The 23,896-nt window shown below is 70.4% G+C and carries 22 protein-coding genes and 1 pseudogene; 12 read left to right on the top strand and 11 right to left on the bottom strand.

All coding sequences use genetic code 11. The features are described 5' to 3' along the window. The first annotated feature begins 23 nt into the window (after window positions 1-23). Entirely contained in the window at window positions 24-362 is a 339-nt protein-coding gene (wblA, locus tag ACWD4O_RS25875; RefSeq protein ID WP_189927108.1) for a transcriptional regulator WblA, read from the top strand. 54 nt (window positions 363-416) lie between these two features. Here the strand turns inward: wblA and ACWD4O_RS25870 are convergent, their stop codons facing one another. Beyond that, window positions 417-1,820, bottom strand: a complete 1,404-nt coding sequence (locus tag ACWD4O_RS25870) for an ArsA family ATPase (RefSeq protein WP_451283249.1) — start codon at window positions 1,818-1,820, stop codon at window positions 417-419. Then, window positions 1,817-2,794 carry an ArsA-related P-loop ATPase gene (locus ACWD4O_RS25865; protein WP_451283248.1) on the bottom strand — a complete coding sequence of 326 codons (978 nt, stop codon included), beginning with the start codon at window positions 2,792-2,794 and terminating at the stop codon, window positions 1,817-1,819. The genes ACWD4O_RS25870 and ACWD4O_RS25865 overlap by 4 nt, the downstream gene beginning before the upstream one ends. 119 nt (window positions 2,795-2,913) lie before the next feature. Between ACWD4O_RS25865 and ACWD4O_RS25860 the strand changes: the two genes are divergently transcribed. The 4 genes from ACWD4O_RS25860 to ACWD4O_RS25845 all read left to right on the top strand — a co-directional run bounded on the left by ACWD4O_RS25860 (window position 2,914) and on the right by ACWD4O_RS25845 (window position 5,406). After that, window positions 2,914-3,072 carry a DUF4177 domain-containing protein gene (locus ACWD4O_RS25860; protein ID WP_020129281.1) on the top strand — a complete coding sequence of 53 codons (159 nt, stop codon included), beginning with the start codon at window positions 2,914-2,916 and terminating at the stop codon, window positions 3,070-3,072. Next, window positions 3,069-3,533, top strand: coding sequence for a RidA family protein (locus tag ACWD4O_RS25855; RefSeq protein WP_351910413.1), 465 nt, complete (start codon window positions 3,069-3,071; stop codon window positions 3,531-3,533). The genes ACWD4O_RS25860 and ACWD4O_RS25855 overlap by 4 nt, the downstream gene beginning before the upstream one ends. 83 nt (window positions 3,534-3,616) lie before the next feature. Then, window positions 3,617-4,531, top strand: coding sequence for an NUDIX hydrolase (locus ACWD4O_RS25850; protein WP_451283245.1), 915 nt, complete (start codon window positions 3,617-3,619; stop codon window positions 4,529-4,531). Further along, window positions 4,528-5,406, top strand: a complete 879-nt coding sequence (locus ACWD4O_RS25845; RefSeq protein WP_451283243.1) for an MBL fold metallo-hydrolase — start codon at window positions 4,528-4,530, stop codon at window positions 5,404-5,406. Before ACWD4O_RS25850 ends, ACWD4O_RS25845 begins: the two co-directional genes overlap by 4 nt. Window positions 5,407-5,426: 20 nt before the next feature. Here the strand turns inward: ACWD4O_RS25845 and ACWD4O_RS25840 are convergent, their stop codons facing one another. Both ACWD4O_RS25840 and ACWD4O_RS25835 read right to left on the bottom strand, forming a co-directional pair. Continuing rightward, the gene (locus ACWD4O_RS25840) at window positions 5,427-6,239 is read right to left on the bottom strand and encodes a nucleotidyltransferase domain-containing protein (protein WP_451283241.1); all 813 of its coding nucleotides are present in this window, start codon (window positions 6,237-6,239) and stop codon (window positions 5,427-5,429) included. A 29-nt stretch (window positions 6,240-6,268) separates the two neighbouring features. Then, window positions 6,269-6,943 carry a Crp/Fnr family transcriptional regulator gene (locus tag ACWD4O_RS25835; RefSeq protein ID WP_020129286.1) on the bottom strand — a complete coding sequence of 225 codons (675 nt, stop codon included), beginning with the start codon at window positions 6,941-6,943 and terminating at the stop codon, window positions 6,269-6,271. Window positions 6,944-7,272: 329 nt separating this feature from the next. On the opposite strand from ACWD4O_RS25835, the gene nth reads away from it, so the two are divergent. The 3 genes from nth to ACWD4O_RS25820 all read left to right on the top strand — a co-directional run bounded on the left by nth (window position 7,273) and on the right by ACWD4O_RS25820 (window position 10,292). After that, window positions 7,273-8,244, top strand: a complete 972-nt coding sequence (gene nth, locus ACWD4O_RS25830; protein ID WP_451283239.1) for an endonuclease III — start codon at window positions 7,273-7,275, stop codon at window positions 8,242-8,244. Window positions 8,245-8,383: 139 nt separating this feature from the next. Next, on the top strand, window positions 8,384-9,079 hold the full coding sequence (locus ACWD4O_RS25825) for an NUDIX hydrolase (RefSeq protein WP_451283237.1): 696 nt from the start codon (window positions 8,384-8,386) through the stop codon (window positions 9,077-9,079). A 13-nt stretch (window positions 9,080-9,092) separates the two neighbouring features. Next, on the top strand, window positions 9,093-10,292 hold the full coding sequence (locus tag ACWD4O_RS25820) for a MarP family serine protease (protein ID WP_451283235.1): 1,200 nt from the start codon (window positions 9,093-9,095) through the stop codon (window positions 10,290-10,292). Window positions 10,293-10,341: 49 nt separating this feature from the next. On the opposite strand, the gene ACWD4O_RS25815 is transcribed toward ACWD4O_RS25820, so the two are convergent. From ACWD4O_RS25815 to acs, 5 genes and pseudogenes are all read right to left on the bottom strand, one after another. Further along, window positions 10,342-10,524 (bottom strand): hypothetical protein, encoded by a 183-nt coding sequence (locus tag ACWD4O_RS25815; RefSeq protein ID WP_351910427.1) that lies wholly within the window; start codon window positions 10,522-10,524, stop codon window positions 10,342-10,344. 127 nt (window positions 10,525-10,651) lie between these two features. Then, window positions 10,652-11,602, bottom strand: a complete 951-nt coding sequence (locus tag ACWD4O_RS25810; protein ID WP_451283233.1) for an alpha/beta fold hydrolase — start codon at window positions 11,600-11,602, stop codon at window positions 10,652-10,654. Next, a complete protein-coding gene (locus tag ACWD4O_RS25805) occupies window positions 11,599-12,087 on the bottom strand; it encodes a phage holin family protein (protein ID WP_351910431.1) in 489 nt (162 codons plus the stop codon). Before ACWD4O_RS25805 ends, ACWD4O_RS25810 begins: the two co-directional genes overlap by 4 nt. Before the next feature lie 115 nt (window positions 12,088-12,202). Continuing rightward, window positions 12,203-13,675: pseudogene (nhaA, locus tag ACWD4O_RS25800) on the bottom strand (Na+/H+ antiporter NhaA). A 216-nt stretch (window positions 13,676-13,891) separates the two neighbouring features. Further along, window positions 13,892-15,850, bottom strand: a complete 1,959-nt coding sequence (acs, locus tag ACWD4O_RS25795) for an acetate--CoA ligase (RefSeq protein WP_451283230.1) — start codon at window positions 15,848-15,850, stop codon at window positions 13,892-13,894. 353 nt (window positions 15,851-16,203) lie between these two features. Between acs and ACWD4O_RS25790 the strand changes: the two genes are divergently transcribed. Together ACWD4O_RS25790 and ACWD4O_RS25785 are read left to right on the top strand one after the other, a co-directional pair. After that, window positions 16,204-16,872, top strand: a complete 669-nt coding sequence (locus tag ACWD4O_RS25790) for an RNA polymerase sigma factor (RefSeq protein ID WP_451283280.1) — start codon at window positions 16,204-16,206, stop codon at window positions 16,870-16,872. 8 nt (window positions 16,873-16,880) lie between these two features. Beyond that, complete coding sequence (locus tag ACWD4O_RS25785) at window positions 16,881-17,516, top strand: hypothetical protein (RefSeq protein WP_451283228.1); 636 nt, start codon at window positions 16,881-16,883, stop codon at window positions 17,514-17,516. A 129-nt stretch (window positions 17,517-17,645) separates the two neighbouring features. Here ACWD4O_RS25785 and ACWD4O_RS25780 read toward each other — a convergent pair whose 3' ends face one another. Then, window positions 17,646-20,321 (bottom strand): bifunctional SulP family inorganic anion transporter/carbonic anhydrase, encoded by a 2,676-nt coding sequence (locus ACWD4O_RS25780; RefSeq protein WP_451283226.1) that lies wholly within the window; start codon window positions 20,319-20,321, stop codon window positions 17,646-17,648. Between the two features lie 346 nt (window positions 20,322-20,667). Between ACWD4O_RS25780 and ACWD4O_RS25775 the strand changes: the two genes are divergently transcribed. Beyond that, window positions 20,668-21,948 (top strand): polysaccharide deacetylase family protein, encoded by a 1,281-nt coding sequence (locus ACWD4O_RS25775; RefSeq protein ID WP_451283224.1) that lies wholly within the window; start codon window positions 20,668-20,670, stop codon window positions 21,946-21,948. Here ACWD4O_RS25775 and ACWD4O_RS25770 read toward each other — a convergent pair. After that, complete coding sequence (locus ACWD4O_RS25770; RefSeq protein WP_451283222.1) at window positions 21,938-22,924, bottom strand: ATP-binding protein; 987 nt, start codon at window positions 22,922-22,924, stop codon at window positions 21,938-21,940. The two genes, ACWD4O_RS25775 and ACWD4O_RS25770, sit on opposite strands and share 11 nt — an antisense overlap. Before the next feature lie 100 nt (window positions 22,925-23,024). On the opposite strand from ACWD4O_RS25770, the gene ACWD4O_RS25765 reads away from it, so the two are divergent. After that, a complete protein-coding gene (locus ACWD4O_RS25765; RefSeq protein ID WP_451283220.1) occupies window positions 23,025-23,849 on the top strand; it encodes an oxidoreductase in 825 nt (274 codons plus the stop codon). The last annotated feature ends 47 nt before the right edge of the window (window positions 23,850-23,896 follow it).

The raw sequence follows: 23,896 nt of genomic DNA, 5'->3' as shown, positions 1-23,896 counted from the left end.
ATTCGGGAGAGGACGGCGCCGGTATGGGCTGGGTAACCGACTGGAGTGCGCAGGCTGCCTGCCGCACTACCGATCCGGATGAACTGTTCGTTCAGGGAGCAGCGCAGAACAGGGCCAAGGCGGTGTGCACCGGATGTCCGGTACGCACTGAATGCCTGGCCGACGCGCTCGACAACCGCGTCGAGTTCGGCGTGTGGGGAGGCATGACGGAGCGCGAGCGCCGCGCACTGCTGCGCAGGCGGCCGACGGTGACCTCCTGGCGCCGGCTCCTGGAGACGGCGCGTTCGGAGTACGAGCGTGGGGCGGGCATCCTGCCGCTCGACGACGACCAGATGTACGAGAACTACGCGGCGGTGAGCTGACGTGAGCTCGACCTGAGCCAAGAGGCGTGAGCCGAGGAGACCTCGGCTCCGAGGTCAGGTGTCGGAAGCTTCGGCAACTGCGACGTCGGCAACTTCGGGCAGCTCCGGCCGGTTGGCCGCGAGCCGGTTCCCGATGTCCCGCAGCCCCGTGAGGTCATGCACATCGCCGGGCAGCGCGGCCACTTCGGCCACCGCCACCTCGGGGTGGAGCGCGGTGAAGCGGTCACGTGTGCGCTGCTCGCGAGAGAGCAGGTGCATACGTTCCGCATGCAGTCTCAACAGGCCTGCGGTGAGGTCGTCCACGGTCCGGTCCGCGTCGTCGGGGGCGTCGTGAGCCGGATCGAGTGCCACCGGGGCCGGTGCCTCAGGGTCTGACGCTTTCGGATCTGATCCTTCCGGATCGGGTGCGGGAGGTTCTGAACTGTCGTACGAGTCGGGAGAGTTACGAAGTCCAGCTTTCCCGCCGTCCTGATCCACAATGCCGGGCTCTTCAAGATTTTCCGCAGCGGCGAGCGCCCGCTCGGCGGACAGGTGGGCGGCGCCGCTGCCATGGACGCGGTTGAGCACCAGACCGGCCAGCGGCATGTCCTCGGCGGCCAGCCGCTCCACGAAGTACGCGGCCTCCCGCAGCGCGTCCCGCTCGGGAGCCGCCACCACCAGGAACGCCGTGCCGGGCGCCTGGAGCAGCTTGTACGTGGCGTCCGCGCGCGTGCGAAAGCCGCCGAACATGGAGTCCATCGCCGCCACGAACGTCTGCACGTCCTTCAGCAGCTGGCCGCCGAGCAGCTTGCCGAGCGCCCCCGTCATCATCGACATCCCGACGTTCAGGAACTTCATCCCCGCCCGTCCGCCGACCTTGGCCGGCGCGAGCAGGACGCGGATCAGCTTGCCGTCCAGGAACGACCCGAGCCGCTTCGGAGCGTCCAGGAAGTCCAGCGCCGAACGCGACGGCGGGGTGTCGACGACGATCAGATCCCACTCCTCACGCGCGCGTAGCTGGCCGAGCTTCTCCATCGCCATGTACTCCTGCGTGCCCGCGAAGCCCGCCGAGAGCGACTGGTAGAAGGGGTTGCCCAGGATTGCGGCCGCCCGCTCGCCGTCCGCGTGCGCCTCGACGATCTCGTCGAAGGTGCGCTTCATGTCGAGCATCATCGCGTGCAACTCGCCGGACCCCTCGACGCCCTTGACGCGACGCGGGGTGTTGTCCAACGAGTCGATGCCCATGGACTGCGCGAGCCGACGGGCCGGGTCGATGGTGAGGACCACCACCTTGCGGCCGCGCTCGGCCGCCCTGAGGCCCAGCGCCGCCGCCGTGGTCGTCTTGCCGACGCCGCCCGAGCCGCAGCAGACCACGATGCGGGTCGCCGGGTCGTCGAGCAGCGGATCGAGGTCGAGCACGGGCGCGGGGGAGAGCCGACGACGGGTGCTTCCCTGGTGGTGAGCCTGGTCCGGACTCATGCGATCCCCTGCTTCCGCAGTTCGGTGGCGAGCTGGTACAGGCCCGCGAGGTCCATGCCCTCGGCGAGCAACGGAAGTTCGTGCAACGGCAGGTCCAGATCGCCCAGGACCGCGCGCTGCTCGTGCTCCAGCGCATACCGCTCGCCGTACTCCTCGGCCTGCCGAAGGAGCGGATCCACCAGCCGCTCGGCGCGCCCGCCGCGCCGCGCCCCGCCGAGCCCGGCCGCGGACAACGACCGGGCGACAGAAGAACGCGTCACGGTCCGTGCGAGTTCCAGCCCGTCCTCGTCCAGCACCTCGGGCCGCACCATGTTGACGATGATCCGCCCCACCGGCAGTTTCGCCGCCCGCAACTCCGCGATGCCGTCGGCGGTCTCCTGGACGGGCATCTCCTCCAGCAGCGCCACCATGTGCACGGCCGTCTCCGCCGACTTGAGCACCCGCATCACGGCCTGTGCCTGATTGTGTATCGGGCCGATCCTGGCCAGCCCGGCGACCTCGTCGTTGACGTTCAGGAAGCGGGTGACACGGCCCGTGGGCGGGGCGTCCATGACGACGTAGTCGTACACGAACCGCCCGTTCCTGTCCTTGCGCCGTACCGCCTCGCACGCCTTGCCGGTGAGGAGCACGTCCCTCAGGCCGGGCGCGACGGTGGTGGCGAAGTCGATGGCGCCGAGCTTCTTCAGGGCCCGGCCGGCGCTTCCCAGCTTGTAGAACATCTGGAGGTAGTCCAGAAGGGCCAGTTCGGGGTCGATGGCCAGCGCGTACACCTCACCGCCCCCCGAGGCGACGGCGATCTTGCGTTCCTCATAGGGCAACGCCTCCGTCTCGAAGAGCTGTGCGATGCCCTGCCGGCCCTCCACCTCGACGAGAAGCGTTCGCTTCCCCGCCGTGGCGAGGGCAAGCGCGAGTGCCGCGGCGACCGTCGTCTTTCCGGTCCCGCCCTTTCCGCTGACGACCTGGAGCCTGCTCACGTCTTCGAGCGTAACCAGTCGACGCCCGAGGCAATCGGGAGGCTGTGGACAACGGGGGCGGCAATCGGCCACATGGCCTGTGGAACGGGCCCTCGGGCGACAGCGGATACAGTCGGGCCATGACCAAGTGGGAATACGCAACCGTGCCGCTGCTCGTCCACGCCACGAAGCAGATTCTGGACACCTGGGGCGAGGACGGCTGGGAGCTCGTCCAGGTCGTGCCCGGGCCGAACAACCCGGAGCAGCTCGTCGCCTACCTGAAGCGGGCCAAGGCGTGAGTGCGGTCGAGGCGAGGCTCGCCGAGCTGGGGCTGACCCTCCCGGCGGTCGTGCCGCCGCTGGCCGCCTACCAGCCCGCCGTGCAGTCCGGCCCGTACGTGTACACGGCCGGCCAGCTGCCCATGGTGGACGGGAAACTGCCGGTCACCGGCAAGGTCGGCGCCGAGGTCACCGCCGAGGAGGCCAAGGAGCTGGCCCGCACCTGCGCCCTGAACGCCCTGGCCGCCGTCAAGTCGGTCGCGGGCGATCTGGACCGCATCGCGCGCGTGGTGAAGGTCGTCGGCTTCGTGGCGTCGGCCACGGACTTCACCGGCCAGCCGGGCGTGCTGAACGGCGCGAGCGAGCTGCTGGGCGAGGTCCTCGGCGACAAGGGCGTGCACGCGCGCAGCGCGGTGGGCGTCGCGGTGCTGCCGCTGGACGCGCCCGTGGAGGTCGAGATCCAGGTGGAACTCCTCCCGTAGGAGCACGGCCGTGGAGCCCCTGGGCGCGCTCTGACCTCGGGGACCTCTCGAACATTCGCGCACCAGGGGATAGCCTCGCGCCCATGGCTAATGGGCAGTGGTTTCCCCGGGACTGGCCGGAACGCATCCGCGCGCTGGCGGACGGCACGCTCGTCCCGGTCACCCCGAAGCGCGCGGCCACCGTCATGCTCCTGAAGGACACCGACAGCGGCCCCGTCGTCCACATGCTGCGCAGACGCGCCTCCATGGCCTTCGCCGGAGGCGCGTACGCGTATCCGGGCGGCGGCGTCGACCCACGCGACGACGACCGTCACGTCCGCTGGGCGGGCCCCACGCGCGCGTGGTGGGCCGAGCGGCTCGGCGTCGACGAGACGGCCGCCCAGGCCATCGTCTGCGCGGCCGTGCGCGAGACCTACGAGGAGGCCGGCGTCCTGCTCGCGGGGCCGACCCCCGACTCGGTCGTCGGCGACACCACGGGCGCCGACTGGGAGGCCGACCGGGCCGCGGTGGCCGCCCGGGACCTGTCCTTCGCCGAGTTCCTCGACCGTCGCGGCCTGGTCCTGCGCTCCGATCTGCTCGGCGCCTGGACGCGCTGGATCACCCCGGAGTTCGAGCCGCGCCGCTACGACACCTGGTTCTTCGTGGCCGCGCTCCCCGAAGGCCAGCGCACCCGCAACGCCTCCACGGAGGCCGACCGCACGGTGTGGATCCGTCCGTCGGACGCGGCCGCCTCGTACGACAAGGGCGAGCTGCTGATGATGCCGCCGACCATCGCGACCCTGCGCGGGCTCGCCCCGTACGCCACGGCCGCGGACGCGCTCGCCGCGGCCCCCGGCCTCGATCTGACCCCCGTCCTGGCGGAGGCCCGGCTGGAGGAGGGCGAGGTCGTGCTGTCCTGGCCGGGGCACGACGAGTTCACCAAGCACATCCCGATCGGGACCACCGAGCCGGTCGGGACGGTCGAGGCGATCGAGACGACCCCCGGGGGACCCGCATGACCGACGCAGCCGCCCTCCCCGGCCAGCCTCGAGGCGGAGTCCTCTCGGGGCCCGCCACCCCGCGCGCGGTCAACGTCCTCGCGCCGAACGCCTCCGCGATGACCCTGGACGGCACGAACACCTGGATCGTCGCCGAGCCCGACTCCGACCTCGCCGTCGTGATCGACCCGGGCCCGCTGGACGACGCTCATCTGCGCGCGGTCGTCGGCGCCGCCGAGCAGGCCGGCAAGCGCGTCGCCCTGACCCTGCTGACGCACGGCCACCCCGACCACGCCGAGGGCGCCGTCCGCTTCGCCGGGCTGACCGGGACGAAGGTGCGGGCCCTGGACCCGGCGCTGCGGCTGGGCGACGAGGGCCTGGGCGCCGGGGACGTGATCACGGTCGGCGGTCTGGAGCTGCGGGTCGTGCCGACGCCCGGCCACACCGCCGACTCGCTCTGCTTCCACCTTCCGGCCGACCGGGCGGTCCTGACCGGCGACACGATCCTCGGCCGTGGCACGACCGTCGTCGCCCACCCCGACGGCCGGCTGGGCGACTACCTGGACTCCCTGCGGCGGCTGAGGTCCCTCACGGTCGATGACGGCGTCCACACCGTCCTGCCGGGCCATGGACCGGTCCTGGAGGACGCCCAGGGCGCCGTCGAGTTCTACCTCGCCCACCGCGCCCACCGGCTCGCCCAGGTCGAGACGGCCGTCGAGGACGGCTACCGCACCCCCGCCGAGGTCGTCGCGCACGTGTACGCCGACGTCGACCGCTCCCTGTGGCCGGCGGCGGAGCTGTCGGTCAGGGCGCAACTGGAGTACCTGACGGACCACGGGCTCATCCAGGACATGTCCGGCGGGCCAGGCGGGCTCGGCGGGTTCCGTGGCCTCTAGGGCTCCAGCCTTCTAGGCCGCTAGGGCTGATCGGGCCTCGGAGCCTTCACACCGTGCACGCGCGTGTACTCCTGCGCGAGCCAGGGGCCGAGGTCGTCCACGTAGGACGTGAGGACGGCGTGGTCGCCCCTGGGCGCGTACCCGAGGACGGCCGCCGCCCGTAGCTGCTCCGCCCGCTGCGGGTAGTACCCGCCGAAGGCCTCCGCCATCTCGTGCAGGTCGCTCGTCCAGCCGTTCCAGCGGGGCATGACGAGCGTGAACGCGGTGCGCACGAGGCGCCGGGACATGAACCGGACGAGAGGCCGCAGGGCCTCCTCGGAGTCGTCCGCCGAGGCGATGCGGTCGCGCCAGCGCGGCAGGACGAGGGCCAGATCGCCGTTGGTCTCGCGCGCGAGGAGCGAATCGGGACGGTACCGGGGGAGGAACTCGGCGAGATCCTCGCCGAGCAGCGGTGTGCACAGGCACGCCACGAACCATCCCAGGTCGTGCCGCTCCAGATCGCTCAGCACGCACGCGTGGCCGACGAGCAGCGTCCCGCCGCCGTCGATCTGCGGGAACTCCCTGTCGAGGGCCTCGTCGAGCGCACGGGCGTCGGCCCGGTCGGTGTCGGTCGGCTCTTCGTGCAGCACGGCGAGCAGGTCCAGATCGCTGCGGCCCACGCGCGCGGTGCCGCGCGGAATCGACCCGTAGAGGTAGGCGCTGTGCAGCCGCGTCCCGAAGACGGCCGACAGCCGGTCCCGGGCGGCGGCGACGACGGGACGGTAGGCGTGCGGCACGCGCGCGAGGGAGCCTTCGCGAGCGATGTGACCCTGGGGATCGAGACCCTTGCTCACACCGACCGACTTCACCTCTTGCGCGACGGTTACCGCGACCGCTTGGCCAGCCGCTCCACGTCCAGCAGGATGACCGCGCGTGCCTCCAGGCGGAGCCACCCGCGCTGGGCGAAGTCCGCCAGCGCCTTGTTCACGGTCTCGCGCGACGCGCCGACGAGCTGGGCCAGCTCCTCCTGCGTCAGGTCGTGGACGACGTGGATGCCCTCTTCGGACTGCACGCCGAAGCGGCGCGAGAGGTCCAGCAGGGCGCGGGCCACGCGGCCCGGGACGTCCGAGAAGACGAGGTCGGACATGGCGTCGTTGGTCTTGCGCAGGCGGCGGGCGACGGCGCGCAGCAGGGCGGTGGCGACCTCGGGGCGGGCGTTCAGCCAGGGCTGGAGGTCGCCGTGGCCGAGGCCGAGGAGCTTGACCTCGGTGAGCGCGGTGGCCGTCGCGGTACGCGGGCCCGGGTCGAAGAGCGACAGCTCCCCGATGAGCTCGCTGGGGCCCACCACGGCCAGCATGTTCTCCCGGCCGTCCGGGGAGGTGCGGTGGAGCTTGACCTTGCCCTCGGTGACGACGTAGAGCCGGTCGCCCGGGTCGCCCTCGTGGAACAGGGAGTCGCCACGGGCCAGGGTCACCTCGCTCATGGAGGCGCGCAGTTCTGCGGCCTGCTCGTCGTCGAGTGCCGCGAAGAGCGGGTTGCGCCGCAGGACGTCGTCCACGAGTTCTCTCCTATTCGACCTGCTCAAGGGATCTTGCTCCCCTGCTTACCAGGGGACCGTGTTCCCCATCTTGCCGGACGGTCCAAACAGTGTGATCTGTCACAAGGATGCCGCACACATGTCCCGAGGTAAGCGGCAGGGGTCCAATTGGGGGCTGATCTTCAGGGTCCGGGGCGGATGTCGGTGCCGGGCTTTAGGCTGGCCGGGTGTCCAAATCGCCGGTGAGAGCACAGGCCGAGGGGGCTGGACGGGTGGTTGTACGTCGCGTTTCCGCTGTGGGCGAACAGGGCTCCGGCGATGGTAGGAAAACGGCAAAGGTGACGAACGAGATGCCTGCGAAGAAAGCGGCCGATACCGATAAGGGCGTCGCCGATAAGACCGTCGTCAAGAAGGCTGCGGCCAAGAAGGGCGTCGCCGAGAAGGCTGCCGCCGAGAAGGCGGTCGGCACGAAGGCAGCCGGTGCGAAGTCCGTCGGCGCGAAGTCCGTCGCCAAGAAGACCGTCGGTACGAAGGTCGCTGCGAAGAAGCCCGAGTCGCACACCGCGCTGGTCCGCCGTGCTCGCCGGATCAACCGCGAACTCGCCGAGATCTACCCCTACGCGCACCCCGAGCTGGACTTCGAGAACCCCTTCCAGCTGGTCGTCGCCACGGTCCTGTCCGCCCAGACCACCGATCTCCGGGTGAACCAGACGACCCCCGGCCTGTTCGCCAAGTACCCCACCCCCGAGGACCTGGCCGCCGCCGACCCGGAGCAGGTCGAGGAGATCCTCCGCCCCACCGGCTTCTTCCGCGCCAAGACCAAGTCGGTGATAGGGCTCTCCAAGGCTCTGGTGGAGGAGTTCGGCGGTGAGGTCCCCGGTCGGCTGGAGGATCTGGTGAAGCTGCCCGGCGTCGGCCGAAAGACCGCCTTCGTGGTGTTGGGGAACGCGTTCGGCCGGCCCGGGATCACCGTGGACACGCACTTCCAGCGGCTCGTGCGGCGCTGGAAGTGGACGGACGCGACCGAGCCCGACAAGATCGAGGCCGCCGTCGGCGCGCTCTTCCCCAAGAGCGAGTGGACCATGCTCTCGCACCACGTGATCTTCCACGGCCGTCGCATCTGTCATGCGCGCAAGCCGGCCTGCGGCGCCTGCCCCATCGCCCCGCTCTGCCCGGCCTACGGCGAGGGCGAGACGGACCCGGAGAAGGCGAAGAAGCTGCTCAAGTACGAGAAGGGCGGCTTCCCCGGCCAGCGCCTGAACCCGCCCCAGTCCTACCTGGACGCCGGCGGCAGGCCGGCCCCGCCGCTGGGGGCCGGATGACAGAAAGCCGGATGACGGAACGGGTGACGACGGCCGGGGTCTGCGCGGGGCGGTCGGCGAGGGCCCCGATGGAGCGGCTCGCGGAACGATCAGGTGGTGTTCGGGCGTTGGAATCGGCAGAACGGGGGGTGGTGTGGCGATGACACGCGCGAGCAATACGCAGGGCGGTCCGGTGACGCTCAGCAAAGAGGGCCTGCCCGGCTGGCTGGACCCGGTGGTGCACGCCGTGGACACGGTCAAGCCGCTCCAGCTCAGCCGCTTCCTGCCCCCGGAGAACGGCGCGGGGCGCCAGTCCGCCGTACTGATCCTGTTCGGCGAGGGCGAGCGCGGCCCCGAGCTGCTGCTCATGGAGCGCGCCAGCTCCCTGCGCTCCCACGCAGGGCAGCCCTCCTTCCCGGGCGGCGCCCTCGACCCGGCGGACGGCGACCCGCACGGTGACGGGCCGCTGCGGGCGGCCCTGCGCGAGGCCGAGGAGGAGACCGGGCTCGATCCGTCCGGCGTCCAGCTCTTCGGGGTGCTGCCCAAGCTGTACATCCCGGTCAGCGGCTTCGTCGTCACCCCCGTCCTGGGCTGGTGGCGCGAGCCGAGCCCGGTGGGAGTCGTCGACCCCGGTGAGACGGCCCGCGTGTTCACGGTCCCCGTGGTGGATCTCACGGACCCCGACAACCGGGCCACGACCGTGCACCCCAGCGGCCATCGCGGACCGGCATTTCTGGTCGAATCGGCCCTCGTATGGGGTTTCACGGCCGGAGTGATCGACCGCCTGCTGCACTTCGCGGGCTGGGAGCACCCCTGGGACCGTGAGAAGCAGGTCCCGCTCGACTGGCGGTCATGACAGGGTGTCGCTCGTGAATGTGCTGGACATCCTGTTGCTGGTCGCGGCCGTCTGGTTCGCGGTCGTGGGCTACCGCCAGGGCTTCGTCGTCGGCATCCTGTCGGTGATCGGCTTCCTGGGCGGCGGTCTCGTCGCCGTCTACCTGCTGCCCGTGATCTGGGACGCGCTGACCGACAACTCCGAGGTGAGCACCACGGCCGCCGTCGTCGCGGTGATCGTCGTGATCGTCTGCGCCTCGGTCGGCCAGGCTCTCACCACCCACCTCGGCAACAAGCTGCGCCGGTACATCACCTGGTCCCCGGCCCGCGCGCTGGACGCGACGGGCGGCGCGCTGGTCAACGTCGTGGCGATGCTGCTGGTCGCGTGGCTGATCGGGTCCGCCCTGGCCGGCACCACCCTGCCCACGCTGGGCAAGGAGGTCCGTAGCTCCAAGGTGCTGCACGGGGTGTCCGAGGCGCTGCCCGACCAGGCCGACACCTGGTTCGCGGACTTCTCCTCCGTCCTCGCGCAGAACGGCTTCCCGCAGGTCTTCAGCCCCTTCGCCAACGAGCCGATCACCGACGTCCAGCCGCCCGACCCGGCCCTCGCGAACAGCGCGGTGGCCACGCGCGCGCAGCGCTCCATCGTCAAGGTCATGGGGACCGCGGAGAGCTGCGGCAAGGTCCTGGAGGGCACCGGCTTCGTCTTCGGCGAGCGCCGTGTGATGACCAACGCGCACGTCGTGGGCGGCGTCGACGAGCCCACCGTCCAGATAGGCGGCGAGGGCCGCAAGTACGACGCCACGGTCGTCCTGTACGACTGGCGGCGCGACATCGCCGTCCTGGACGTGCCGGATCTCGACGCGCCCGTGCTGCAGTTCACCACCGACGTCGCGGCGAGCGGCGACGACGCGATCGTGGCCGGCTTCCCGGAGAACGGGGCTTACGACGTCCGTGCCGCGCGCGTGCGCGGTCGCATCACGGCCAACGGCCCGGACATCTACCACCGCGGCACCGTGCGCCGTGATGTGTACTCGCTGTACGCGACCGTCCGTCAGGGCAACTCCGGAGGCCCGCTGCTCACCTCCGACGGCAAGGTGTACGGCGTGGTCTTCGCGAAGTCCCTCGACGACTCCAACACCGGCTACGCCCTCACCGCGGACGAGATCAAGCAGGACATCGCCGCCGGGCGGACCGCGGGCCAGCAGGTGGACAGCGACAGCTGCGCCCTGTAGCCGGGAGTCGCCGGGACCGGAGCGGTCAGCTCGTCAGCTCGTCAGGTCGTCAGCCTCGAGGGTGACGCAGACGGACCGAGACCCAGCGGGCTCGGCGGCGCAGGATGCGCGGAATGCCCACTCGGAGGTCGGAGCCCGCCAGTTGCGGGTCGCCACCTCGTCGGTGGGGGCTCAGGCCACTGGCCGAGCGGCGGTTGCGTGCTGCGTCACTGTAGTCGTGCGTCCAGCCCATACCCCGACGTCTGCCCCTGCCCCAAGGTCGATAACCGCCCTCGGGGCCGCCAATTGGCCTATGCGGCGGGCATTTGGCTGTTCGTAGTACAGGTGTTCAGGACCGGATACCGGGCGGGATGACGCGGTCACCGATCGGGTTCGGGATCCTTCAGCCAATTGACGAGCTCGGTGGAGAACGCTCCCGGATCCTCCTCGTGCGGGAAGTGGCCGAGTCCGTCGAACAGACGCCAGCGGTACGGCGCTTCGACGTACTCGCCGGAGCCGGCCGCGCTGCGGGTGCGCAACACCGGATCGAGGGAGCCGTGCAGATGCAGCGTGGGCACCCGCACGGGTCGCTTCATCCGGCGGTAGAACTGGATGCCGTCCGGACGGGCCAACGACCGCACCAGCCACCGGTAGGGCTCGACGGCGCAGTGCGCGGTGGAGGGGATGGACATCGCCCGCCGGTACGTCTCCACGGCGTCGTCCTCCGGCGGCCGCGGGCCGGACCACTCCCGGATCAGCCGGCCCACCAGCTCGCCGTCGTCGGCGGTGAGCTGCCGTTCGGGGATCCATGGCCGCTGGAACCCCCAGATGTGGGAGCTCGCGGTCGTCTGCCGGACGTCGGCGAGCATCGCCGAGCGCCAGCGCCGGGGATGCGGCATCGACGACACGGCGAGCCTGCGGACCAGCTTGGGGCGCATCACGGCCGCCGTCCACGCCAGATAGCCGCCCAGGTCATGGCCGACCAGCGCGGCGTCCGGCTCGCCGAGGGAGCGGATCACACCGGTGATGTCGAGGGCGAGGTTGGCCGGGTCGTAGCCGCGCGGCGTACGGTCGCTGCCGCCCACGCCCCGCAGGTCCATCGCGACGGCCCGGAAGCCCGCGTCGGCCAGGGCCACCAGCTGGTGGCGCCAGGTCCACCAGAACTGCGGGAACCCGTGGACGAGCATGACGAGCGGGCCGTCGCCCAGCTCCGCGATGTGGAAACGCGCGCCGTTCGCGGCGACCTCGCGGTGGGTGACCTTGACGCCGCAGACGGCGTCCGGCCGTACGACCGAAGCGGGCTGGGCCGGAGGGATCGCGGGGTCCGTCATGACGACGAGCGTGCCACAGCCTCGATGGCCTCCGGGACCCGGTCCTGTGGGAGCTCGGGCCGCGGGTGCGGCTTGGCCTTCTGCAGGACCCCCGCCGTCTCCTTCACGGACGCCGCGACCTTCTGCGGGCCCTTGCTCTTCTGCGCCTTCTTCGCGAAGAACACGCCGATCAGCACGAGGACGAGCGCGATGAGCACGTTCGCCGCGAACGACAGCAGGAAGCAGATCGCGAGGTTCCAGTCGCTCCAGGTCCGGATGCCGTACGCCAGCGCGAAGTTGAGCATCGGCAGGGAGAACACCAGGACCGCGCCGGCCACCGTGAACGCCCCGCCGCTCAGTGCGCCGCGCTTGACGTCCTGCTTCAGCTGGGCCTTCGCCAGTGCGATCTCGTCGTGCACCAGCGCCGACAATTCGGTCGTCGCCGAGGCGAACAGCTGGCCGATGCTGCGTTCGGCGCCGACCGGGCTGCCGTCGGGTGCGCTCATCGCGTTCTCCCTCTTGTTGCTGCTGCGTCTTGTTGCTACGTCTTGCTGTTGTGTGCTGCTGCCGTGCGGTTCTGGCTGCTGTGCTGCTTGGGTTCTTTTGTACCGTCCCGTCAGATCATGCCGGACGGTCGGCCTCCTCGCCTGCCCCGTCCGCCACTTCGGCAAGCCCGTGGCGCGCGTCGGCCTACCGTCGAGTGTCCTGCCGAGTGGCGCGCTCGGCGATCTCGGCGGCTCGACGGCGGTGTTCGGCCGCCTTGTTGTCGTAGATGTCCGCCATGCGCAGGTGGTATGCGGGGTCGTCCTGCTCGTAGACGTCGGGGATGCCGTCGAGGTCGTCGTCGCGCTCCTCGGCGTCCCACATTCGGCGGTACCGGGCGTTGCGCAGTTTGAGCAGGACGGTCGCGAGGGTCGCCGCGATGAGCGAGCCCAGTAGGACGGCCGCCTTGACCTCGTCGGTCAGGGCCGGGTCGCCCTCGAAGGCGAGCTCACCGATCAGCAGCGACACGGTGAAGCCGATGCCGGCGAGGGACGCGACGGCGAAGATGTCCGCCCAGGCGAGGTCGTCGCTGAGCGAGGCCCGGGTGAAGCGGACGGTCAGCCAGGTGCCGCCGAAGATGCCGATCGTCTTGCCGACGACGAGACCGAGGACGACGCCCAGGGTCTCCGGCCGGGTGAACACCTCCCCGAGGGTGCCCCCCGAGATCGTCACACCGGCGCTGAACAGGGCGAACAGCGGGACCGCGAGCCCCGCGGACAGGGGGCGCACGAGGTGCTCGATGCGCTCCCCGGGCGAGTGCTCCTCGTCGTCGCGCGTCGTGCAGCGCAGCATCAGGCCCATCGCGACGCCGGCGATCGTGGCGTGGACGCCGCTGTTGTACATCAGCACCCACACGACGAGCGCGAGCGGCACGTACACGTACCAGCCGCGGACGCCCTTGCGCAGCAGCAGCCAGAAGACGACGAGTCCGAGGACCGCGCCGCCCAGCGCCGCGAAGTCGATGGTGTTCGTGAAGAACACCGCGATGATCAGGATCGCGAACAGGTCGTCGACGACGGCGAGCGTGAGCAGGAAGGCGCGCAGCGCGCTCGGCAGGGAGGTGCCGATGACGGCGAGCACGGCCAGCGCGAAGGCGATGTCGGTGGCCGTGGGCACGGCCCAACCGCCCAGGGAGCCGCCGCCGGTGAGGTTGGTGAGCGTGTAGACGAGCGCCGGCACGGTCATCCCGCAGATCGCGGCCACCACGGGCAGCGCGGCGGCCCTGGGGTCCTTGAGGTCACCGGCGACCAGTTCGCGCTTGAGTTCGATGCCGGCGACGAAGAAGAAGACCGCGAGCAGGCCGTCCGCCGCCCAGTGCGCGAGCGACAGGTGCAGTCCGAGGGCGTCGGGACCGAGGTGGAAGTGGCTGACGCTCTCGTAGCTGTCGTGCAGCGTAGGTACGTTCGCCCAGATCAGCGCGGCCACGGCGGCGACGAGCAGCAGCACACCGCCGACGGTCTCGGTGCGCAGCGCGTCCGCGACGAAGTTCCGCTCGGGGAGGGACAGCCGTCCGAAGACCTTGCGGGGGCGGGTGGTGCGGGGCGCGGTCACGGGGTGGACCTCCGGTCGGTGGGCAGGACGCAGCACATGCCGACCAGACTTCCCGGCGCACCTTTGTTTAGTTTACCTAAGGTGACGGGGGAGGGCGTGGGGGAAGGCGCGAGGGGAGGAATCCGGCGATGCCCACGATATGTGCGAAAAGGGCACCCGGCGCGCGTGATGTGATGCGCGCCGGGTGCCCTGTCCGGTCCGTTCGGTCTGTCCTGCTCAGTCCTCGCTGGGTGCGGCCGGGAGCTTCGCCTGGATGAGGGTCATGACGGTGGAGTCGGTCAGGGTGGTGACGTCTCCGAGCTGACGGTTCTCCGCGACGTCCCGCAGCAGGCGGCGCATGATCTTGCCGGAGCGGGTCTTCGGCAGCTCGGCCACCGGCAGGATCCGCTTGGGCTTGGCGATCGGGCCGAGCGTCGCGCTCACGTGGTTGCGCAGGTCGGCGACGAGGTTCTCGTCCTCGGCGTTCGCCGTGCCGCGCAGGATGACGAAGGCGACGATGGCCTGCCCGGTCGTCTCGTCCGCCGCACCCACGACGGCCGCCTCGGCGACGGACGGGTGGGAGACGAGGGCCGACTCGACCTCCGTGGTGGAGATGTTGTGGCCCGACACGAGCATGACGTCGTCGACGCGGCCGAGCAGCCAGATGTCGCCGTCGTCGTCCTTCTTCGCGCCGTCGCCGGCGAAGTACCGGCCCTCGAAGCGCGACCAGTACGTGTCGAGGAACCGCTGGTCGTCGCCCCAGATGGTGCGCAGCATGGACGGCCACGGCTCGGTCAGGACCAGATAGCCACCGCCGCCGTTCGGCACCTCGTTCGCCTCGTCGTCGACGACGGTCGCGGAGATGCCGGGCAGCGGGGTCTGCGCGGAACCGGGCTTGGTCTGGGTCACGCCCGGCAGCGGCGAGATCATCATCGCGCCGGTCTCGGTCTGCCACCAGGTGTCGACGATCGGGGTCCGGTCGCCGCCGATGTGCTTGCGGTACCAGATCCACGCCTCGGGGTTGATCGGCTCGCCCACGGACCCCAGCACCCGGAGGCTGCTGAGATCGAACTTCGCGGGGATGTCGTCGCCCCACTTCATGAACGTACGGATCGCCGTCGGCGCCGTGTACAGGATCGTCACCCCGTACTTCTGGACGATCTCCCAGAAGCGGCCCTGGTGCGGGGTGTCGGGCGTGCCCTCGTACATGACCTGCGTCGCACCGTTGGCCAACGGCCCGTAGACGATGTACGAGTGGCCGGTGACCCAGCCGACGTCGGCCGTGCACCAGTAGACGTCGGTCTCCGGCTTGAGGTCGAAGACCGCGTGGTGGGTGTACGCGGCCTGCGTGAGGTAGCCGCCGGAGGTGTGCAGGATGCCCTTGGGCTTACCCGTGGTGCCGGAGGTGTAGAGGATGAACAGCGGGTGCTCGGCCTCGAACGCCTCGGGCGTGTGCTCGGTCGACTGCCGCTCGACGATCTCGTGCCACCACACGTCCCGGCTGTCGTCCCAGGCGACCTCCTGCCCGGTGCGCCGCACGACGAGCACATGCTCGACGTTGCCGGCCTTGGCGATCGCGTCGTCCACGGCCGGCTTCAGCGCGGACGGCTTGCCGCGCCGGTAGCCGCCGTCGGACGTGATGACGACCCGCGCGTCGGCGTCCTGGATACGGGTGGCCAGCGCGTCCGCCGAGAAACCGCCGAAGACGACGGAGTGCGCGGCGCCGATCCGGGCGCACGCCAGCATCGCGACCGCCGTCTCGGGGATCATCGGCATATAGACGGCGACCCGGTCGCCCTTGCGAACTCCCAGCTCCAGCAGGGCGCCTGCGGCCTTCGACACCTCGTCCTTGAGCTCGGCATAGGTGATGGCGCGGCTGTCGCCGGGCTCGCCCTCGAAGTGGATGGCGACCCGGTCGCCGTGCCCGGCCTCCACGTGCCGGTCCACGCAGTTGTAGGCGACGTTGAGTTCGCCGTCCTTGAACCACTTCGCGAACGGCGGGTTCGACCAGTCCAGCGTCTCGGTCGGCTCCTTGGCCCAGGCCAGTCGGCGGGCCTGCTCGGCCCAGAAGCCGAGCCTGTCAGCCTTGGCCTGTTCGTACGCCTCCGCCGTGACGTTGGCGTCGGCCGCCAGGTCGGCGGGCGGCGCGAACCTGCGCTCTTCCTTGAGCAGGTTGGCCAGGCTCTCGTTGCTCACGACATCTCCCTCTCGAAGGGTGTCCGTGTCCGGTGGTGTGTCCGTGGTGTCCGTCGGCATGTTCGCCGGTGTGTCCGGTGGTGCGGCCGTCGGTGTGTCCGTTGTGTCCCAGGCCACAGCTCATCAGACCCAAGGGGCCGGTGACAAGGGCCGACGAAAAATTGGTTTAGACCTGTCGAGCTCCTGTTTCGGCACGGGGAGGGCCTGCGGGGGCCCGGGGGTCATCCGTACCCACGGACCCGGGGTGAACGGAGTTCAGCCCATGTAACGCCTTTCACATCTCCGCCCAAGCACAGGTGAAGTGTCACTGCAGAGAGGGGACATGCATGGACCGGACGGACCAGGTGGACCGGATGGAGCGAATACGCGGCGGGCCGGCCGCGGCGGCAGGCGACCCACGGTTGTTCGAAGCGTTCTACCGGCGACACGTGGGCGCGGTCACCTCCTTCGTGGCCCGGCGAGTCGCGGATCCCCACACGGTCGCCGATCTCACCGCCGAGATCTTCGTCGCCGTACTGGATTCCGCCCACACCTATCGACCTGGGTTGGGCAGCGAGACGGCCTGGCTCTACGGCATCGCCCGCAACGTCGTCTCCTCCGAGCGGCGTCGAGCCGCCCGTGAGGCGCAGCGCGACCTGCGCATCTCCGGACGCCGGCTGCTGGAGCCCGACGACATCGCCCGCCTCGAGGACAAGCTCGAGGCCGAGAGCCCGGGCCGCCGCGCCCTCGCCGCCATGCAACGGCTCCCGGAGGGCGAACGCGCCGTCCTCGAACTCATCGCGGTCGATCAACTCACGGTCACCGAGGCAGCCGCCGCGCTCGGCATCCGCCAGGTCACGGCACGGGTCCGCCTGCACCGGGCCCGCAAGGCACTGCGTGCGGAGACGGAGACGGAGAGGGAGAGGGAGACGGAGACGGAGGCGCGGGCGGGGGTGCAGGCGGAGGCGCGGTTGGGGGCCGAAAGCTCGCGCCGCGATGCCCTGTCGTACGTCGTCATCGAAGGAGCTGGGGGAGAGGCATGAGTACACAAATGACGTTCGAGGACCGGCTGTTGGCCGAGCTGCAAGAGGAGATCGAGCGGCGCACATCCTCGACCGAGGCGCTCACACTGCATGCGCCACCTGCCCGAAGCCGTCCGCTGACGGGCCGCCGATTCGTCCTTGCCGCTGCTACCTGCGCGGTCGCGGGGCTGGCCTTGGCACTGATACCAGGTTCCCCGGCCGAGTCACCCGCGTACGCGGTGGAGCGGAACAAGGACGGCACCGTCACGCTCTCGGTTCGCGACGTGACCCTCGACCGCGAGGCCCAGCGCGAACTGGCCGAACGTCTGGACGCGTACGGCGTCGAGGTCGACATCCAGAATCCGCCTGTTGACCAACAATGCGCGTCGCGCCGCGGTGAGCGCCTCGGCGGGCAAATGATCTTGGCGACGGCCAGGGAGAATGGAAAGGGATTCTCTGCCGCCGAGGCATCTGCCTTCGATTCGCGGCCCCTCCCCGGCAATTCGGCGCGCTGGCGCTGGTCGGTCACCGTCCACCGTGGAGACTCCGTGGCCATTGAGAACTGGGAAACTTCCGAACCCTCTTGGGTCAAGGCCAGCATGGCCATCTACGCGGTCAAGGGCAAGATCCTGCCCTGCGTACCGGTGCCGGTGCCGCTGCCGTAACTGCAGCTCCGGCGCGGATACCCGCCGAGCCTGCCGAGCCTGCCGAGCCCGCCAAGTCCGCCGAGCGACGGCACTGATGATCGCGCCGGTGTGCGACCCGCCCCGACAGGCCGCACACCGGCGCCGGGCTCAAGCAGACACGTCCGCCGCTCCCACGTGGTCGAACACCCCGCCGTCGTCTTCGCTGTCGCCGTTGCCTTCACCGGCACCGTCGCCGCTGGCCGCTTCGGTGAGCAGATAGGCCTGGGCCTCGCCCACATGGAAGTACAACCCGTGCAGCTCCAGTACGCCGGCTCGCAGAGCTCGGGCCACCGGCTCGTGTGCCCGAAGGTGTTCCAACTGCTGGACCACGTTGGTCAGGCAGAGCTGCTCGACCGGGTCGGCGGGTGCCCGACCGGCCAGCCGGGCCAGGGTGCGGCTGTCGTCGCCCATCCGCTCCAGGCTCGGCACCCCGTGCCGCAGCCAGCGCTTCAGCGGCGTCCGCTCGCCACCAGGGTCGGAGTTGAGCAGCGCCTGCATGGCCCCGCACCCGGAGTGCCCGCACACCGTGATGGACCGCACCTCCAGCACATCCACCGCGTACTCGATCGCAGCCGCCACCGAGTCGTCCCCGCTCTCCTCACCGGGTGGCGGCACCAGGTTGCCCACGTTGCGCACCACGAACAGGTCGCCGGGACCACTGGAGGTGATCATCGAGGTGACCAGCCGTGAGTCGGCGCAGGTGAGGAAGAGCTGGGTGGGCCGCTGTCCCTCCCGGGCCAGCCGCGCCAGCTCACCCCGGACCAGCGGCGCGGTGTTGCGCTGGAACGCCGTGATGCCACGCATCAGTTGATGTCCACTCGGCTCCATGGACCGCGCAGGCTCGGCGGGCTCCGTGGTTTCCGTCGTCCCCGTGGTTTCCGTGCCTTCTCTGGTTTGCGTGGTTTCCGTCGACTCCCTTCTCTGCGTCGGCTCTTTCGACAGGGTCGTGTGGGTCGTGTGGGCTGTGTGGGCGACGCTGGTGGTGCGGGCGGTGCGGGCGGTGTGCGACGCGTGGGCTGTGTCCGCCTCGTCGGTCGAGTTCGTCGTGCCGGTCGTCCGACGGGTTTCTGTCGTTTCCCGTGGCACCTCGCACTGGTGGTTGCGCCAGGGCGTCCAGGGACGGCAGCGGCAGTCGGCGATCGGGGTCTCTGCGGTGCGTGTGGAATCGAGGCCGCGGGGAGCGGTCGACTCGTCCCCCTCGGCGTGGGTGCCGGCTCTGTCGTCCAGTCCCGTTCCCGAGCGGCGGCCGGTCAGTTCGACGGAGCCGCCCTGCGCGCGGTGTGACCGCTGCCAGTCCTGCAGGGACTCGTATGCCGCGTGGTCCATGAAGGAGCCGTCCAACTCGACCACTACATGGGTGCCTTGGGGTACGTGATGCAGGATGCGGCTGAGCCGCGGCACGGCGAGGAACGTCAACTGGCCTCGTACGTGTACGTGATGGACTCCTTCCTTCTCGTGGTGCGTGATGCGGGTGCGGGCGAGGCGGTGCAGGGCGACGGTGACGGCCACGGCGATGCCGAGCACCACGCCCTCCAGGACGCCGAGGAACACCACGCCGAGGGTGGTGACGGCGTACACCAGCACCTCTCGGTGGCGCGTCACCGTGCGAATGTGGTGCAGGGACACCATCTGGATGCCGACGGCCATCACCAGGGCGGCGAGTGCGGCGAGCGGGATGAGATCCAGGATCGGGACCATCAGCAGTGCGGCGACTACTACGAGAACGCCGTGCAGCATCGTGGAGTTCCGACTCACGGCACCGGCTTGGACATTCGCCGAACTGCGCACGGCCACGCCCGCCACGGGCAGTCCGCCGAGCGCGCCGGAGACGATGTTGGCCGCGCCCTGACCCAGCAGTTCGCGATCCAGGTCGGAGCGGCCGACACGGGTGGAGCGGGAGCCGAGCAGGGCGGGACGCGAGGAGATCAGCTTGTCCACGGCGACAGCGCCCAGCAGCGACTGCACACTGCACACCAGCGTGGTGGTGAGAACGGCGGCGACGAGCCCGAGCACCGGCCCCTCCGGCAGCCCGGCCAGCGCGTGACTGCTCCAGGACGGCAGGTCGACCTTGGGCACGGTGAGGCCGACCAGCGCGGCGATCGCGGTGGCGCCGGTGACGGCGACGAGCGCGGCGGGCACCTTGTGCAGCACGCGGCCCACCCGGCCGGGAATCCGCGGCCAGAGCAGCAGCAGGGTCAGGGTCAGTGCGCTCACGGCCACGGCCGCGGGCCGCAGTCCGGCCAACTGGGCGGGCAGGGCACGGAGGTTGTCGAGGACGGAGCTCTGCGGGTTGCCGCCGAGGACGACATGCAGTTGGGCGACGGCGATGGTGACGCCGATGCCGGCCAGCATGCCGTGCACGATGGCCGGGCTGACGGCGAGGGCGTTGCGTGCCACGCGCAGGCAGCCGAGACCTAGTTGGGCCAGTCCGGCGAGGACGGTGATGGCGCAGGTCGCCCGCCAGCCGTAGCGGTGGATGAGGTCGGCGGTGACGACGGTCAGGCCCGCTGCCGGGCCGCTGACCTGGAGCGGTGAGCCGCCGATCCAGCCGGCGACGATCCCGCCCACGGCGGCGGCGACGAGACCGGCCCGCAGGGGCGCGCCGGTGGCGAGGGCGATGCCGAGGGACAGGGGCAGGGCGATCAGGAAGACCGCGATCGAGGCGGACACGTCGGCGCCCGCGATGCGGAATCGGCGGTTCGGGGTCGGTGGGGGGCTGTGGGGTCGGTGGACGCGCTCGGTGCGCGTCGAGCGGGCGGTGCGGGTGGGGACGCAGGCGGCCATTTTTTCCCGTCTCCTCCGGGGCAGCGCGGTCGCGGAACAGGGGGTCCCCGGCTGGTGCGGGGGCGGTCGCGGCCGTGGGTCACGGCGTGCAGCGGCGGGATGAAATCAACACTCGGTAAACAGATCGTAATGCAGAGTAAAGGTCAAGCATGGATTTATGTGGCAAATGGGGCAGCTAATCATCCCCAAGAGTGAAGTGGTCTTTTTATCGGCTTGTCGTATTAATTCCTTCTCGGTCCCATGCGACCTTCATGCGACCTTGACGGCGCCGTCGGCTCGTCCCGGCGCGTCACCAGAGAACGCCCTCGTCGGCGTTGGCCGAGAGAAGGAAGAAGGTGGGCGGAACATGGTCGCCACCCAGAGGATCGCCGTCGGCGCAGTGGCCGCCGCGGCTGTCGCCGCATCGCTAGCCGGTTGCGCGACGGGAACCGGCGGTTCCCATGGTTCCCAGGCAGGGGTGTCAGGCCCGCAGAAGGCGAAGCCGGCCCCGGCACCCAAGAGCGTGGTCCGCCTGATCGGCGACGGCTCCACCGCGTACACCGGAGCACAGCCCCATCTGCCCCGGCCCGAGCGCCTGAAGCCGGGCCAGAAGCCACCGCAGTTCGTGATCTTCTCGTGGGACGGTGCCGGCGAGGACAGCCAGAAGCTGTTCTCCCATTTCCGCAAGGTGGCCAAGGCCAATCGCGCGACGATGACGTACTTCCTCAGCGGCGTGTACATGCTGCCCGAGGAGAAGGCCGACCTGTACAGGCCTCCGCAGCACTCGCCGGGCCGCTCCGACATCGGCTTCAACGACGAGCAGGGCATCGCCGAGACCGCGAAGCAGCTGCGCCTGGCGTGGCTGGAGGGCAACGAGATCGGCACCCACTTCAACGGCCACTTCTGCGGGAAGAACGGCGGCGTCGGGGAGTGGTCGGTCGAGGAGTGGAAGGACGAGATCGACCAGGCCAAGCAGTTCGTGAAGACCTGGAAGACCAACGCCGGTCTGAAGAAGGCGGCCCCGCTGCCCTTCGACTACGACAAGGAGCTCATCGGCGCCCGGACCCCCTGCCTCGAGGGGCAGGCCAACTTCATGAAGGCCGCCCGTGAGCTGGGCTTCCGCTATGACACCAGCGGCGTCAACAACCAGGTCTGGCCCGGGAAGAAGCAGGGCCTGTGGGACCTGTCGATGCAGCTCGTGCCCTTCCCCGGCCACAGCTACGAGCAGTTGACCATGGACTACAACTTCATGGTCAACCAGTCCGGCACCAAGACCCAGGGCAACCCCGGCAAGTTCGAGTTCTGGGGCGACCAGATGCGTGACGGGCTGCTCAAGGGCTTCGACCGGGCCTATGAGGGCAACCGTGCACCGCTGATCATCGGCAACCACTTCGAGTCCTGGAACGGCGGCACCTATATGCGCGCCGTCGAAGAGGTCGTCGAGAACGTCTGCAACAAGCCCGACGTGCGCTGTGTGTCCTTCCGGCAGCTGGCGGACTGGCTGGACGCCCAGGACCCGAAGGCTCTGGCGAAGTTGCGCACCCTGGAGGTCGCCGAGGCACCCAAGCAGGGCTGGGCGTCCTTCCTCTCCGGCGGCCCCGCCCCGGCCCCGAAGGGCGTGCCCGGGGCCCCGGCGGTCAGGCAGTAGCAGGGGCTGTGACGCCTTCCCCGAGGACGAAGTGGGGGTCGACCTGCGCCGCCAGGTCGGCCCCGGTGCGCTCGTTGCCCCAGGCCTCGGCGTTCTTCAGATGGAAGTGCACCATCTGCCGTGTGTAGCGCTCCCGGTCGCGCCTGTCGTACGCAGAGTCGACGGTCGTCCGCAGCAGGCGCAGGGCGTGGCGGTTGGTGTCCTCCAGGAGCTCGAACCGGGGCGGCCGGCCCTTCTCCATGGCGCGCACCCAGTCCGAGTGCCCGACCGTCACGAGCAGGTTGTCCCCGACCTCGGCGCGGAGGAAGTCGAGGTCGTCCTGGCCCTGCACCTTGTTGCCGACGACCTTCAGCTCGACGCCGAAGTCGTGGGCGTACTCCTTGTACTGGCGATAGACGGAGACCCCCTTCCGGGTCGGCTCGGCGACGAGGAACGTGATGTCGAAACGGGTGAACATGCCGGAGGCGAAGGAGTCCGAGCCGGCGGTCATGTCGACCACGACGTACTCGTCACGCCCGTCCACCAGGTGGTTCAGGCACAGCTCCACCGCTCCCGTCTTGGAGTGGTAGCAGGAGACCCCCAGGTCGGCCTCCGTGAAGGGGCCCGTGACCATCAAACGGACGGCGCCGCCGTCGAGTTCCACCGGCCGGGCGCAGGCTTCGTACACCGGGTTGTCCTCGCGCACCCGCAGCAGCCGGGAGCCCTCGCCGGGCGGCGTCGTCTTGATCATCGTCTCGGCGGAGGCGACACGGGGGTTGGAGCCCCGCAGGTAGTTCTTGATCAGCGGCAGCCGGTCGCCCATCGCGGGCAGTTCGGCGGCCTCCGCCTCGTCGAGGCCGAGTGCGGGGCCCAGATGCTGGTTGATGTCCGCGTCGACCGCGATCACGGGCGCGCCGTCGGCGGCGAGATGGCGGATGAACAGGGAGGACAGGGTGGTCTTGCCGCTGCCGCCCTTCCCGACGAAAGCAATTTTCATGTTCAGTAAGCGTAGTGTCGACATGTCTGTATGGGCAGGTGTCCGTGAAGAAGACCACTCCTTCGTGGGGCTCGCGCATCGGTTGCGTAGGGTCGTACTCATGAGTACGACAGGCGCGTCCGCCGATCCGCTTGCGGCCCTGGGCTCGTTGCCCGGTGTGGCCGAGTCCGTGGAGTCCGTGCGCAAGGCCGTGGACCGGGTCTACGGGCACCGCGTCATGCGTCGCCGCAGCACCGAGATCACCGCCGAGGCCGCCCTGCGCGGCGCCCGCGGCTCCGCGGCGCTGTCCGGGGCGGACTGGGCGTTGGAAGAGGTGCGCCGCCGCAGCGATTTCGGTGTCGACGACGAGGCGCGGGTCATGGGCGCCGCTCTCCGGCTGACCGCCGAGGCCGGTCAGCTGCTGTCCATCTGGCGGCAGTCGCCCCTGCGGGTGCTGGCGCGCCTGCACCTGGTGGCCGCGGCGAGCGACGGCGACGAGGTCGGACGTCCGCGGCAGCCCGGCGAGACGGTCGACGAGCCGCTGATCGAGCTGCCGCTGCCGGGTGCCGCCGAACTGGCAGGCCGCCTGGAGGGGCTGTCCCAGCTGATCATCGCCGGGGGATCCGCGCCCGCTCTGGTGACGGCCGCCGTCGTCCATGGCGAGCTTCTGGCCCTGCGCCCCTTCACCTCCCACAACGGTCTGGTAGCGCGGGCCGCCCAGCGCATCGTCCTCATCGGCAGCGGCCTCGACCCCAAGTCGGTCTGCCCGGCCGAGACGGGGCATGCCGAGCTGGGCCGAGCGGCCTATCTGGCGGCCCTGGAGGGCTACGCGTCCGGTACCCCGGACGGCATGGCGGCCTGGATCGCCCACTGCGGCAGGGCTGTCGAGCTGGGCGCCCGTGAGTCGACGGCGGTGTGCGAGGCGCTGCAGCGCGGGGCGGCGTAACGCCTCACGCGCGCGTGGACGCGGGCACGAAAAAGGCCCCCGCGCGG

It is taken from the genome of Streptomyces sp. NPDC002623 (genome assembly GCF_053592635.1).
The sequence above is the reverse complement of the archived record's forward strand: the minus strand, read 5'-3'. Positions and strand labels throughout refer to the sequence as shown.